This window comes from Parabacteroides sp. AF17-28, assembly GCF_003479205.1.
GTDB lineage: Bacteria > Bacteroidota > Bacteroidia > Bacteroidales > Tannerellaceae > Parabacteroides > Parabacteroides acidifaciens.
This window is the reverse complement of sequence record NZ_QUGV01000036.1, coordinates 1-15,209: the sequence shown is the minus strand read 5'-3', so window position 1 is coordinate 15,209 and position 15,209 is coordinate 1. Positions and strand designations below refer to the sequence as shown.

Here is a 15,209-nt window from a genome sequence, read left to right as displayed (position 1 = left end):
AAAGATGAAATTAGATTTTGAAAAAATGGGCGGGCTGATTCCCGCCATCGTTCAGGACAACAACACAAACAAAGTATTGATGTTGGGCTTTATGAACGAAGAAGCTTACGAAGAAACAAAGGCTACCGGTAAAGTAACATTCTTCAGCCGTACGAAAAACCGTCTCTGGATGAAGGGTGAAACAAGCGGAAACACGCTCCAGGTAGTCAACATCGCAGTCGATTGCGACAACGACACCTTGCTGATCAAGGCCATTCCGGCCGGTCCCGTATGCCATACAGGAGCCGATACTTGTTTTGGTGAGAAGAATGTGGAAGATATCATGTTCCTCAAATATCTGCAGAACTTCATCGAACAACGCCGTCAGGAAATGCCGGAAGGTTCCTACACGACAACCCTGTTCCAGAAAGGTATCAACCGCATGGCACAGAAAGTGGGCGAAGAAGCGGTGGAAACCGTTATCGAAGCGACCAACGGAACAGACGACAGGCTTGTTTACGAGGCTGCCGACATGATCTATCACCTGATCGTATTATTGACGAGCAAAGGACTTCGCATCGAAGACCTCGCACGCGAACTGAAAAGCAGACATAAAGGATAACAGCAATGGAAGAGACAACCCTGCTCAAACTGGATAATGTGGAAATCTGCCGTGAAGAGAATGTGATCCTTCACGACGCCTCCTTCACGCTCCATAACGGAGAATTTGTGTATGTGATCGGAAAAGTAGGTTCCGGCAAGAGCAGCCTGTTGAAATCCTTGTACTGCGAAATTCCCATTGAACGCGGGGATGCATGGCTGCTGGACTATAACCTCTGCAAGATGAAGCGGAAAGACATTCCCTACCTGCGCAGGAAAATAGGTATTGTCTTTCAGGATTTCCAATTGCTGACCGACCGTTCGGTAAACAAAAACCTCGAATTTGTCCTGAAGGCTACCGGATGGAAAAAGAAGAGCGAGATAATCGAACGGATCAATGACGTGCTGTCGCAGGTCGGCATGCAGGACAAAGGCTATAAGATGCCGCACGAACTCTCGGGAGGCGAGCAGCAACGTATCGTGATCGCCCGCGCCCTGCTGAACGATCCGGTCCTGATCCTGGCCGACGAGCCTACCGGTAATCTGGACCCGGAAACAAGCGGACAGATCGTACAGCTTTTGCACGACATCTGCCGGAAAGGAACGGCTGTCATTATGACGACTCACAACTATACGCTGGTACATAATTATCCCGCGCGTATAGTAAAATGCGAGAATGCCTGCCTGAGTGATGTGGGAGAATAATTTTTTATGTAACTTTGCACACGCATTTAAAGCGAAGAAGAACAAATTAATATAGTAAAAGAAAATGAAAGTTTTAAAGTTTGGCGGTACTTCTGTGGGATCTGCACAGAGAATAAAAGGTGTAGCAAAACTGATTACGGGAGAGCGTAACATTGTAGTATTGTCTGCCATGTCCGGTACAACCAACTCATTGGTTGAAATTTCGGATTACTTGTACAAGAAAAACCCTGACGGAGCAAACGAGGTCATCAATAAACTGGCTCAGAAATATTACGGCCATATTGAAGAACTCTACAGCACCGACGAATATAAGCAGAAGGCCAAAGAACTGATAAAAACTCATTTCGATCATATCCGTACATTCACAAAGGACCTGTTCACGCTGTTTGAAGAAAAGGTTGTCCTGGCTCAGGGCGAACTGATCTCTACGGGCATGATGAACCTCTACCTGAACGAATGCGGAGTAAACTCCGTCCTGATTCCGGCATTGGACTATATGCGCACGGACAAGAATGCAGAACCGGATCCCGTATATATCAAAGAAAAGCTCGTCAAACTGCTGAACGAACATAAGGATGCCGACCTGTTTATCACACAGGGTTACATCTGCCGCAATGCTTACGGCGAAATCGACAACCTGCAGCGTGGCGGTAGCGACTATAGCGCTTCCCTGATCGGTGCGGCTATCGGCGCTGAAGAGATCCAGATCTGGACAGATATCGACGGCATGCACAACAACGACCCGCGTATCGTCGAGAAAACATCTCCGGTGCGTCACCTGCACTTTGAAGAAGCGGCAGAATTAGCCTATTTCGGCGCCAAGATCCTGCACCCGACCTGCATCCTGCCGGCCAAATTGAACAACATCCCTGTCCGCCTGCTGAACACCATGCAACCGGAAGCTCCGGGAACCATGATCTCCAACGCAACGGAAAAAGGTAAAATCAAAGCGGTTGCCGCAAAAGACAATATCACTTCCATCAAGATCAAGAGCGGCCGCATGCTGTTGGCAACAGGCTTCCTGCGTAAAGTATTCGAAATCTTCGAAAACTACCAGACTCCGATCGACATGGTGACGACCTCCGAAGTGGGTGTTTCCGTAACAATCGACAGTCGCAAACATCTGGAAGAAATCGTGGATGACCTGAAGAAATACGGAACGGTTACCGTAGACGAAGATATGGTGATCGTCTGTGTTGTCGGCGACCTGGAATGGGACAACGTCGGCTTCGAAGCCCGCATCGTCCAGGCAATGAAAGATGTTCCGGTACGAATGATTTCGTACGGCGGCAGTAACTACAACGTCTCGCTCCTTGTCAAAGCCTCTGACAAGAAGAGAGCACTGCAAGCGTTAAGCGATCATTTATTCAACAACTAAATATTTTTATAAGGGCGGCCTATTCAGACTGCCCTTATTTATCTTTATATAATTTATATCATAATATGCTCAAAGGAACATTCCCAATAGACCAGTTCAAGGCGCTTACGACGCCTTTCTATTATTATAATATTGATCTGTTGAAAGAGACGCTCAATATGGTGACAACCGAAGCCGGAAAGTATGGCTATCATGTCCACTATGCAGTGAAGGCAAATGCCAATCCCCGCATCCTCTCTGTTATTGCAGAGCATGGACTGGGAGCGGATTGCGTCAGTGGCGGTGAAATACAGGCTGCATTGGACGCAGGTTTTCCGGCCGGCAAGATCGTTTATGCCGGTGTCGGTAAGGCAGACTGGGAAATCAACTTAGGATTGGACAATGATATTTACTGCTTCAATGTTGAGTCGGCAGCTGAGTTAGAGGTTCTGGACGAACTGGCAGCAGCCAAGAACAAAGTCGCCTCTATCGCCCTCCGTATCAATCCGGAAGTGGACGCTCATACGCATGCCAAAATCACGACCGGCATGAAGGAGAATAAGTTCGGTATCAACCTGAGCCAACTCGGACAAGTGCTGGATTTGGTAGCCCAGCTGAAACACGTCAAACTGATCGGTATCCATTGCCATATCGGTTCGCAGATCACAGACATGGCTGCTTTCCGTGGTCTGGCGATTCGTGTCAACGAGATACAGGAGGAGCTGGAAGCACGTGGCTTGAAAGTAGAAAATCTGAACTTCGGTGGTGGCCTCGGTATCGACTACTATCATCCGAACCATTTGCCTATTCCGGCATTCGACAACTATTTTGCCGTATTCAACAAACTGTTGCAACTCCGTCCCGGACAGCAGGTTCATTTCGAGCCGGGCCGTTCGATCGTGGCGCAGTGCGGTTCGCTGATATCCAAAGTATTGTATGTTAAGGTGGGCGAAACGAAGAAGTTCTGCATCCTGGATGCCGGTTTTACCGAACTGATCCGTCCGGCCATGTACGACGCCTATCACCGCATGGAAAACATCACTAACGACGAAGAAATAGAAGTCTACGACGTCGTAGGCCCTATCTGTGAATCGTCCGATGTATTCGGCAAAGATGTCGAACTGAACCGTGCGCATCGCGGCGACCTGATCGCCCTGCGTTCTGCCGGCGCTTATGGCGAAGTAATGGCTTCCCAATACAACTGCCGGAAACTGCCGAAAGCGTACTATTCGGATACGTTGTAAAAGTATTTCTATTACCTTTGCACAAATTCCGGAGAAATGATAAAAGAGTTATTTACATTTAATTATATAGAACTAAGCCTGGTCGGAATAACGGCCGGGCTGTTTCTTATCCAGTTACTTTATTATCTGGTCACATACGCGCGTCCGTTGCGGGCGGCAAAGAAAGCGGAAAGGGAAGAACGGGTGACGACGGATCGGGAAGTCGAGCCTGTTTCCGTCATTGTGTATGCACATGGCGAGCCGGAGAATTTACGTAAGAACCTGCCTGTTTTGCTGACGCAGGACTATCCGGATTATGAAGTGATCGTGGTTAACGACGGTTCCGACGCAGACAGTGAAGATATCCTGAAACTCTTCTCCAACGAATATAAACATCTCTATTATACATATGTTCCTGTCGACACCCACTACCTGAGCCATAAAAAGCTGGCGCTTACAATGGGGATAAAGGCTGCCCGTCACGACATCCTGCTTTTTACCGAAGCCGATTGTCGTCCGCTCGGTTCGAAATGGATCAAAACAATGGCGGGCACTTATAACCGGGAAACCGAGATCGTGTTAGGCTTTTGTGCTTACCGCCATACAGAAGGGCTGCTTCATAAACTTATTGCTTATGATAACCTGACATGTGGTTTGCAAATGTTGTCTTCCGCCCTTGCCCGGCATCCTTTTACCGGAAACGGACGGAATCTTTCCTACCGCAAGGAGCTGTTCTTTGCCCATAAAGGCTATTCGAAATCCTTGAACCTCCATGCTGGAGCCGACGATCTGTTTATCAATGAAGCGGCTACCAGGACCAACACGCAGGTGCAATACAAAGCAGATTCCATCACGGAAATGGAAAAAATAGAAGACATCGGCATCTGGAAAGAGATGAAAGTGTCCCGTGCCGCTACACAGCGCTATTACAAAGGGACTTCTTTGGCCTTTTACAGGATGGAGAATTATAGTAATCTGCTTTTCATTGCTGCGACTGTCGCCACATTCATCATCGGGCTTTTAGGAAACTGGCTGATCTCGGTGTTGGCCGGCTTGCTGTTGCTGCTCCGATTCACTACAAAAGCTGTCGTCATGCGGAAAGCAGCTCTGTTATTACAGCAAAAACCGTTGACTGCTTGGTTGCCGATATTGGAAATTATCCAACCGGCTTACAACATCTATGTCCGCATTTATCGTATGTTCAAAGGGAAGAGAGATTTTACTTCCAAAATATAATAACCGGCCGAGGCATTGGCAATCATTGGCTCTCACCTCAATGATTGCCAGTTGCGATATTTGAAACCTTATTTCTGATAATCACACGAATACTGCAAATAGCCGCTTTGTTTTTACCCTATTGTTTACATTTAGCGAAACAACTATTTCTTTACAACATAATTAGTCGTATTTTGAAAAAAACGTTTTCAGCATCAGAAATATATATCCTTTTTTATTCTACTCTATTTATGGATATTTGCAGTGTGATGAATGATTTCAATTTACTTTAGGATACATTGTTGTTTTAGGGGAGATCGGGGAAATAATTCCGTAACATCATCAAGTATTATTAATATTTCACCTGCCGTATAGGTAGCAGGTGTGGAGTCCTTTTGACTAATGTGTAGAGTATATGGTGTATAAAAACATAATTGGCATTTTATTCTTATTTGTACTATTTTCCTGTGTGGATGAAAGTCTCATCGATCGCAAGGCTAACGGTTCGTTTATAGAGATTCAGGGGATGGGAAGCCAGAGTGCTACACATGCAGGCAGTCCAGAAGATTATACGATTGAAACACTCCGTATTCTGACTTTCGATATTAATACGCAAGATTGTATCTCGAACATACGCTATAATACATCGGAGGGGGATATCATCCGGCATCCTGTTATCGCCGGGAAGTATGATTTTGTCTTTTTGGCCAATGAACCGGACGATAATATTATCGAAAGCCGGTTGGATGGAATCTCCAAGTATGCCGACTTGAACAGTATCGCTTATCCGGAACGCTTTTTTACTTCCGACCGGATCATTCCCATGATACAGGAAATCAATAATGTTACGATTCTGCCAGAAAACCAAGGGGCGAAATTGAGTGACGGGACATCTGTCTCCTTGCTTCAATTGAAGCTTGACCGGCTCGGTGTGCGGTTCGACGCCGTCTTGGTGGCAGTGGAAGCCGAAGCTGATTTCGACAATTATTTCGAGGGCATAACCTTTAGCGGAGTACCGGATTTAGTGCCGCTGACCGCTCATTATAACGGGCCGTCCGTCAACCATTCCGTTACCCGTAAGTTCTCCCGGGATACAAAATATATTGCGGATACGACTACCTCTGTCACTGGAGCGACATGGGCAAAGCGGGTAAGCCGCGTTATTTTGCCGGCCAATGAGCTGGAAACGAAAGATGACGAAATGCAGGCGGTGACTTTCACCATCAATATGAAAGAAAAGTATTCGCCTTCTGCCAAATTGAAGATATCTTCTTCTCCTGTGAATTACAGTCTTCCGATCAATACGAAACTGGATCTGACTGGCATTATCCGCGAGTCTTTGGATGTCAATATCGAAGCTTCGGAGTGGGGCTCGACCGATAACGAGTGGGATATAGCGGGCAACCGGATATTGAATGTCTCGGAAACAGATGTCCGCATCACCGATTTTAACGGCGCGCGTATCTCCTTCTGGTCCAATATGCCGGTGGTAAGGGTGGAAAACACAGTGAGAAACGTAGGTTCGGGGGAAGAATTGGATGCAAACACTATTTTCAACGCTTTATCCACCCAGTCGTGGAGCCCGAACAAGGATGAGCGGTTTTTATACAATCCGGCTACGGGGGCCGGCTATATGGATATCCTACTGGACCGTCCCAATACGATAGGCGAAACAACGTATGAGGTTCGCCTGACAGCAGCCGACAGCTATTCCCTGAATGCGGACAGCGTATTGGAGATGAAGAATCCGCTGACAAGGACAATCCTGGTTCACGTCAAGCAGGAAGGGAAGCGTGCCGATTTTGTCGTAAATAGTGAGAAAAGCCAATGGTCACATCCGTATATCGGAGCTTTTTTTGCCGATAACGAGACTGGTGAGCGGGTGATTAGTGGGAACCGCTATAGTTACTGGAATACGTGGAAGGCTACCGTTCCGGAGGAATACAGGGACTTTATCATTATAAGTTCGACTCCCAGTTTTGACCCGACAATAGGGACAGACTCTCCGGGTGATGCAGAGGATTATCCTGTCATACCGAATGCTTATAAAGAGGAAAACGGATATGAGGTAACAGGGAAAAGTCGTATCTACTTCCGGATTGGACTCAAAAAGGAAAACACCACTGGCGTTCCCAGATATGGAGCGGTGGAAGTTACCTATGTAGATAGTGGAAATGATGTGAAGACCAGGCTGTATGTGAGGCAGGGCGGAGAAGCGGATTATCTGATGCGGAGCGGAAGTTCCGGAAGTGGGTATGGGGCGAAGTTTTCTCCTTATAACCTGACGGCAAAAGTTTTCAGGGATAATCCGGAGACGAAGCAGCCTTGGATAAACATTAATAAAAATGATCTGGCAAATTCAATAGCATTTGTCAAATATCCGACCCAGGCGGGAGCGCATTTCCAATGGGGCTTGCCGGTTAGCAATCCGGAATTGGCCCTCCGTGCCTATTATCCGGTGAATCGTAGTTCTGTTCCGCCCTGGATTATAGATGGCTGGAGTATATCCTATATATCATCGCCTCCTTTATGGAGCCCTAAGGAGGGGACAAAGTTTGAAGATTATTACGAAATCTGCCCTGAAAGCTATCGCCGTCCTACGGATGGACCGGTCGATCGGATTGCGGTGAATAGTAACACGTATGCAGACCAGGTAAACCAGTCTGATTGGCGAATGTCTCTTTTTCAGGAACCGATGCAGGGGGATGGCAGTTCATATACTTCTACAATGCCTTACGATGTGAACATGAGGACAGTACTGTATTCATCCAAAATCCTGGAGAATGTGAAGTATGGATATTATGCCGATGGTTTCTTCGACCGGCGACCGATTAAAACCGGAACGATGCTTAACGGATCCAGTAGGGAAACCGGTCTGACAACAATAGCTTATAATGGTGTTTCTCTGTATAATGCGAATGCTGCTTTTGGGGGTACACTGTTGTTTAATCCCGAGACTAATGCTTCCGTTTTTTTCCCGGCGGCGGGGAGAAGGTGGCATCAGGACGGTAGTCTGGAATATGCCGGCGAAACCGGATATTACTGGTCTTCGTCCGTCGCACCCGGGTGGACAAACATAGTAATGGTTGAAAACGTTCCAAGAGAGACCGGTACGCCATTCGGCAATATTTGGAGTATGGAACTCAACTACGCGTCGCCAGCACCTAAATCAATGAGTGCCCATTTCGGCTATTCAATCAGATGTGTAAGGAAATGAGAAAAAAGACAAAACATATTATCAACCTTCTCAGCATGATGTTACTCGTGCTGATGGCGGCTTGCGAAAACGAGGTCTTGTTATCCGGGCGTCCGGATGGCGGGGAGACGCCGGATGGCAAGGTGCGGGTTGAAATCTTTGCCCGTGCGAACTCATATCCGATTCCTTCAACCAAGGGGGTGAATGATGAAAATACGGTAGGGATGACACCTTGGGTGCTTGTCTTCAAGGGAAATGGCGGTAGTGCTACCTTTGTTGAGGCAGTGCAGGCCTATGAGTCATCAGCAGGAAAAAGATTTGTGGTGTTGACCAAACAGCCTGCCGGCAGTAAATATCAGCTGCTGATATTGGCTAATCCGCCAAGCCATTTCTGTTATGGTGACGACGCGACAGTGTATGATTTTGATGAAAGTAATTTGTCATCCCGGTTAGTTTCCGCCTCTTTGTCCCAGGTATGCCGGAATTTGCGGACTGTGCCATTGGCTTCCTCGCCGTTTTTAGGTATTCCGTATAGCGGTTCCGGTGAACTTTTTCCGATGAGTGCCTCATTGGAGGTGGACCGGATAGACGAGGACATAAAAATAGAAAACAACGATGGTACTTCCTTGCAACTGATCCGGGCAGTCGCTAAAATGTCGGTGGCCAATAATGCCACAAACTTTAAGTTGAAAGGGATAACGGCAATTGTCAATGTCCCCCTGCAAGGACTGTTGCACAATTTAGATGGTTCTATACCGGATAATACGGGTAACCGGACAGAATATCAGGTCGATGCGTCTTATTCTTCCCCCTTGGCAGTGGCCGAGGCGGTGTCGGGAGGACAAAGTACGGAGAAAAGTCCGGTCTACCTGTATGAGTTCGACCAACAGGGCAAACCCTATATGATTATCCAGGGAACCTATACGGACAAGGATAAGAACAGTAAGGATTTTTACTACAAGATGGCGCTTGTGGACAATGCTTTGCAGCCACTGAACATCCTTCGTAACCGTGCGTACAAGTTTACCATTAAAACGGTCAAGGGGCCGGGCTATGATACTGTGGCTGATGCCAAAGCGTCTAAAGCTTCCAATACGGATCTTAACTTCGAGATATTGGTGGACGATACGGATTCTTACGAAATCATGGCGAATAACGACTATTATCTGGCGGTGAGTAACTCTGTATTTATTGCTTATACTCGCGATTCTACGACTTTGGAGGCTTTTAAGATATCGACGGATTGCCAGGTGAGCTTCCCGAATTCCAATGCCATAACAGCCAATCGGGATTCAGTCGAATATTCATTTGCCCTGGCTCCTGGCAATAGTTCGATTCCAATAAAAGAAAATAATGCCTCCAGTCCCCGGATCACTCCGGTTGATGTTGTGGTTCGGGATTGGCTGCAATGGAACGAAGACAATCAATCCTTGGAGGGAGTAAAGAAGCATAATGCATACGTCACGCTGAAATTAGGAAATCTGGAAAAACAGATTCATATCAGGCAGCGGGATATGATTTCTGTGGCAGGCGATGTGTTGCAATATATACCGGAAGAGAATGCGAATGCAGAAGTTCAGATTATGAATTATTACTGTCTGTCCGGAGATGTGGAAGGCGGTGTTGACTGGATAAAGCTGCGACCGGCAATTTCGGGAAGTGACCGGAACGATACGGAGCATATCGTGGTGGACAATGGAAGAATATATATTGATGTACGGCCGAACGGCGGTGCGGCGAGAAGCGGGATTGTCTATCTGACAACCGTTCATGATCCGAAAACATCGACAAGCGGCAGTACGGTAAAAAGAATAAAGATATACATCTCCCAGGCGGGGATGTCTGTGAATTAGTAGAATAGATAAGAGAGAGTTAATTAATAACATTTAAATTGTAGAAAAATGAAAGCAAAGTTTTTTTTGATGTTTGCATCGGCGGCAATGCTATTAGCCGCATGTAGTAAAGACGACATCGGCTCGGGGGGAGACGATAGCGGAATCGTCACGGATCCCAAAGGGGATGCGTGGGTGTCTTTAAGGGTGATCACTCCTTCGACGCGCTCGACGCGCGCATTGAATTCGGAACCTGTTAAAAATGCGACCGAGGCGGAATCGACAATAAAGGAAGTCAGAGCGATTTTCTTTGACGCTGATTCAGATCCCTTAGTGACTGCTGATATTGCATTAACGCTTGATCAGGCAGGACTTGTAAATGGACAAGCTGTGGGAATTGGAGAAGCCTTTCAGGTACCGGCAACTTCCAAACGTATTTTGATAGTTGCAAATCCTTCCTCTGAATTTCCAAGTACAGAATCTACTTCAGGGAAAACGTATAGCATTATTAATAAGGCTATAGAGGAAGACGCGTCTATAATATCAAATGAGAATGATGGCTTTATGATGACAAATGCCAAAGGAGGCCTGGAACCTTCAAAATCTGACGGCGTTGATTCGGATTTGACGCTTTATAAAACTGCTGATTTGGCTGAGAAAGCTCCATTGTCTATCAAGCTCGACCGCGTAGTTGCAAAAGTGCATGTTGAAATTAATCCGATTGCTGATGATGAGGCTAAGGCTGAGATTAAACTTGAGAATGGCGGATGGCTCTTGAATGTCACAAATAAAAAGTATTACCCTGTTTCAAAAAGACTTCCAACATGGTTTGAAGAAAATGGAGGTGGTTTCCGTACACCGTTTGACGATTATAAATTAGGTTCTTACAGAATAGACCCTAATTATAATACGCAAGATAGTGAAGAATACAATGTCTATGCAGAAGATAAGGGCTTGGAATGGAAAGAGAGCAATACAGACGAATATTGTCTTGAAAATACACAGGATTCAATAAATAATGTGCATGCTTATACGACACATGTATTGTTCAAAATAAATTTTATCCCGAATGAATATGAATTACCGAATAAAGAGACTACAGGTCGCCAAAAAGATGATGCCGACTGGATGTACATCAATACTGGTTATTATACATTTGAGACATTAAAGGCTTGGATTGAAACAGAGTTGACAGCAAAGGTTAATGCTAATGGAGGCGTTGTTCCGATGCCACTAACCAATGCGTTTAATAAATATTTGGTAGATTTAGGCTTCAATGAAATAACTATACCTGATGACGAAGCTGGAATAGAAACTGCAATGCTGGAGTTTAATGGTAGGCAAGAAGATATACTAAATACTCCGACTCGGGCAAGAACAGTCGGCAGTTTTACTTATTATGTAGGAGGAGTCTGTTACTACAGAGCCATGATCAGACATGATGATACAAATGAGATTGTTAATGCATTAGGAGAATTTGGAGTAGTCCGTAACTCTTATTACGATATCTCAGTCAGTAAGTTTAATCACCCGGGATATCCTACGATTCCGGAGCCAAGCCCAAAAGATCCGGATGAAGATGGTGGTAACTGGCTGTCTATCCAAATCAATGTCAACCCGTGGACATGGTATAAACAAGTAGAAGAATTTTAATTTTTTGGACCTATTTGCTTGCTTTAGTTTTGTTTGAGGAGTTGTGGGAGAGCTTGTCTCCCGCAACTTCACTTTAGTATTTCCCTCAAAAATAGAAAGAATAGAAATATGAACTCAAAAAGCCTGATACGTAACATCGCTTTGCTGACTTTTTTCGCTGTCGTCAGTTTCATGACCTCATGTGTCCGGGAGGAAATGCCGGAATGTAGTTTATATGTCCAGTTTAAATACGACTATAATATGCTTTTTACGGATGCATTCTATACCCAAGTGGATAAGGTGGAGCTTTATGTTTTCGATAAAGATGGCAAATTCCTGTTCCGGCAAACGGAGGAGGGCGATGCGTTGGCTACGGGTAATTACCGGATGGAAGTCAAACTGCCTGTCGGGGAATATCAGTTTCTGGCGTGGGCAGGTGCGCATAACTCGTACGACATTGCCTCCGCAAAGGGAGAGTCTGATATCACAGAAATGAAACTGAAGCTGAAACGTGAACAGTCCCGTATTATTGATAAAGAACTGGAACCGCTTTGGCATGGCGGGATTAACCATGTAGAGTTTACCGGGAAGACAAATCAGACGGAAGTAATAAGCCTGATAAAGAATACGAACAAAGTGCGCTTCGTGTTTCAAGGATATTCCCAAGGGAAAGCAGATAACAGTCCCTCCGGGACCTGGAACTTGAATGTGGATGATTATAGCTATGAAATTGTCGAGTCGAACGGCTATATGGCGTACGACAATTCGTTGCTGGACGACGATGCCTTGAGTTACCGGCCTTATTATGAAGAACAAAAGAATACTTCGGCGGCAGTGGTCGAATTAAACACGATGCGCCTCATGGAGGACCGGCATACCCGTTTTACTGTGACCGAAAAGGCTACCGGAAAGAAGGTCTTCGATATCAACCTGATCGACTACCTTGCCATGACCGCAATGGAAGGTTACAGCCGGAAGGTACAGGAATATCTTGACCGTGAGGATGAATACAAAATCGTCTTTTTCTTTGCCGACTCTTCTTCCTCCTCCGATTTGTGGCAAGCCCTGCAGATTCAAATCAATGGTTGGACCTGGTACCTTCAAACTGAAGGCGGGATGTGATTTTTATCGAAGATTTTTTCTTACATTTGCTTTCGGATTGGATATGCCACTATCCAAGACTGATTAGAGAAGAAAGAGGTGCTATATGCTTATCTTGTAACGAATAAAATGTATGAAAGTTAAGATCTTCGTTGTACTCTTGTTATTGCCATTTATGTTAATGCCTGTAATGGCACAACAATCTTCTATCACGGTTATAAATACAAAATGCCCGGACAATACGTATTTATCTTTTGGACGTCCAATCGATAGCAATCCTGCACATTTCATGCAGGCGGCCGATTTTTTCATTTTCAACAATGGCATAGCTACAAAAAGAATTTCTTGGGATAAGTCTGTGTTTATCCTGATTACAGGAAATGAGTATTGCCCGAAGCAACGTATCATACTTTGCCCCGGGGACAGTATCCTGATACATGTTGATAATGGTAATTTGATATTTGGAGGGACGAATGCTGCGGGGAATAATCTGCTTAAAGAACAAAACCTGCTTGCCAGCGGAGCCGTTCACATTGATGATGCGTTAAAAAATTCATCCTTAGAAAGGATTGTTTCCGGGCTCGAAGATAAAAAGCAAAAATTGTTTGCTCCGATATGCGAGTTGTATGAAAATCACAAAATCAGTAAAGATTTTTTTGACTTCTCTTCCAAGGAGTTCGATATGGTGTTTTGTCATGCCATACGAGGGAGAATACACCATACCGGCTTGACGGAAGACGAACAGAAGAAAGTCCTTTGTACATTTTATGCGAAATACAATCCTTTCGATAGTAAATATGCGGGTACTTCCATGAGATTGGGTAATATGTCGATTGTAAGTCGCTTAATGAGTGAGGGATATCTTTCAAAGGGCGATATACACCCGACCGGATTATGGGATGAAGGGCAACAATATAAGGAATATATGCCGGTCGATTGTCAGGAAGCTGATTTTGCCAATGGGTTACAAATTAGAAGGAACATCATGGGAATTGAAAGCGATGCGCAATATGCTTCCAGCATTAAACTTTTTCGGGAAAAGTTTCCCGTGAGTATCTATTTGCCTGCTTTAGAGATGTATAACCGGGATAGCCATAACTCTAACAATGCATATGGCGTGTTTCTGTATAATGATATGAATGGATTAAACAAACTCGCAGAATATCCGTCAATGGATTTACCTGCACTTATTCGGAGTTATTTTACTGGAACACCGGTACTGGTCGATATGTGGGCGACTTATTGTGCCCCCTGCAAGAAAGAATTTTTGCATAACAAAGAAGTTCATAGATGGCTTGACGAACATCAGATAAAGCTTTTATATGTAAGTGTGGATTTTCCCAATAATTCGAAGAAGTGGGAGGAGGATGTGTTGAAATATCATTTGAATGGATATCACTATTTTATAACGAATGAGGCTGATAATGTATTGTCTGAGTTTTTAGGAAGTAACGTGACGATACCACGATACTTATTGTTCGACGCTAAAGGTAATTTATTATCGGACAATTTGCCAAGACCCTCGTCTGGTAACTTTTTCGAGGTTATTGAGCGTTTATTCCTCAATCCGTTGGAGTAAACCGGTGAAGATCTAAAATGAAAATTATACAATAACCCCCTTTTTTGCCCTTTTTCTATTTCATCCGAAAAGTCAGTCCATTTTGAATTGACTTTTTTTTAGTATTTAGCCTTCTTTTCCGACAATAGTCCGGATGAGCTGCGGAGGTCTTTCTTAAAAGTGTCCTTTTTGATTGCCGAAAACCGGAAACACTGGCAAAGTGATAAAGCTTAACTCCCGGAGAATCGAATATTTGAAAATAAAACGGACGGCGTTCCGAATATCTCAAGGAAATTAGGGGCCTTTTTTGCCCTTATGACGGTCCTCTTTCCAATCACGACCGTCCAAATCGCCATTACGACCGTGCTAATCTTCGCGAGGTGCCGAGTGCACTACCTATTAGCACGGTCACAATGGCAAAGAGGACGGTCGTAATTGTTGAAAACACTCCAAAAAGAGGAAAAAGTCCCTTTTTGAGGCCAAAAAAGTGGATTAACATTTGTTTTGTTTTAGATGCCTTTCGAATCAGAAAAAGGAATTTTTTACAATAAGCCCCATGTCTTATCTACTTTTTTAGAGACTGAATGGATCCTTTAAGTCAGATTATATGATAATATAAATATAGGTTGTTGATTCAGCAAAAGTGAATAAGATTTTCTCCCTGTCTCGTACATTATATAGTAATAGAAACCGCCTTTTTTTCATGTCTTCCAAGCCTTGAAAAAAAGTTTCCCTCGTAACTCACAGCATTTCAGCGCATCCCGCAAACCTGTTGCATTCCGATGAAAAAATAGTTGCAAAAAGATTTGGA

10 protein-coding genes are annotated in these 15,209 nt (G+C 44.8%); all 10 read left to right on the top strand.

Annotation, left to right across the window (positions count from 1 at the left end):
• Nucleotides 1-4 precede the first annotated feature (4 nt).
• The 10 genes from hisIE (at nucleotide 5) to DWW90_RS18815 (ending at nucleotide 14,419) form a co-directional block, all read left to right on the top strand.
• Nucleotides 5-601: a bifunctional phosphoribosyl-AMP cyclohydrolase/phosphoribosyl-ATP diphosphatase HisIE gene (hisIE, locus tag DWW90_RS18860; RefSeq protein ID WP_115498093.1), complete on the top strand. Its 597-nt coding sequence runs from the start codon at nucleotides 5-7 to the stop codon at nucleotides 599-601.
• 5 nt (nucleotides 602-606) lie between these two features.
• Nucleotides 607-1,284 (top strand): cell division ATP-binding protein FtsE, encoded by a 678-nt coding sequence (locus DWW90_RS18855; protein ID WP_122333635.1) that lies wholly within the window; start codon nucleotides 607-609, stop codon nucleotides 1,282-1,284.
• 64 nt (nucleotides 1,285-1,348) lie between these two features.
• Nucleotides 1,349-2,662, top strand: a complete 1,314-nt coding sequence (locus DWW90_RS18850) for an aspartate kinase (protein WP_115498095.1) — start codon at nucleotides 1,349-1,351, stop codon at nucleotides 2,660-2,662.
• A gap of 65 nt (nucleotides 2,663-2,727) precedes the next feature.
• Nucleotides 2,728-3,885 (top strand): diaminopimelate decarboxylase, encoded by a 1,158-nt coding sequence (gene lysA, locus DWW90_RS18845; RefSeq protein ID WP_122346092.1) that lies wholly within the window; start codon nucleotides 2,728-2,730, stop codon nucleotides 3,883-3,885.
• A gap of 36 nt (nucleotides 3,886-3,921) precedes the next feature.
• The gene (locus DWW90_RS18840; RefSeq protein ID WP_122346091.1) at nucleotides 3,922-5,100 is read left to right on the top strand and encodes a glycosyltransferase; all 1,179 of its coding nucleotides are present in this window, start codon (nucleotides 3,922-3,924) and stop codon (nucleotides 5,098-5,100) included.
• 448 nt (nucleotides 5,101-5,548) lie between these two features.
• A complete protein-coding gene (locus DWW90_RS18835) occupies nucleotides 5,549-8,296 on the top strand; it encodes a hypothetical protein (RefSeq protein WP_233547822.1) in 2,748 nt (915 codons plus the stop codon).
• The gene (locus tag DWW90_RS18830; RefSeq protein WP_122346089.1) at nucleotides 8,293-10,128 is read left to right on the top strand and encodes a DUF4906 domain-containing protein; all 1,836 of its coding nucleotides are present in this window, start codon (nucleotides 8,293-8,295) and stop codon (nucleotides 10,126-10,128) included. Before DWW90_RS18835 ends, DWW90_RS18830 begins: the two co-directional genes overlap by 4 nt.
• Nucleotides 10,129-10,176: 48 nt before the next feature.
• Entirely contained in the window at nucleotides 10,177-11,760 is a 1,584-nt protein-coding gene (locus DWW90_RS18825; protein ID WP_122346088.1) for an Mfa1 family fimbria major subunit, read from the top strand.
• Between the two features lie 108 nt (nucleotides 11,761-11,868).
• The gene (locus DWW90_RS18820; protein ID WP_122346087.1) at nucleotides 11,869-12,861 is read left to right on the top strand and encodes a FimB/Mfa2 family fimbrial subunit; all 993 of its coding nucleotides are present in this window, start codon (nucleotides 11,869-11,871) and stop codon (nucleotides 12,859-12,861) included.
• Between the two features lie 112 nt (nucleotides 12,862-12,973).
• The gene (locus DWW90_RS18815; RefSeq protein WP_122346086.1) at nucleotides 12,974-14,419 is read left to right on the top strand and encodes a TlpA disulfide reductase family protein; all 1,446 of its coding nucleotides are present in this window, start codon (nucleotides 12,974-12,976) and stop codon (nucleotides 14,417-14,419) included.
• Nucleotides 14,420-15,209: the final 790 nt, after the last annotated feature.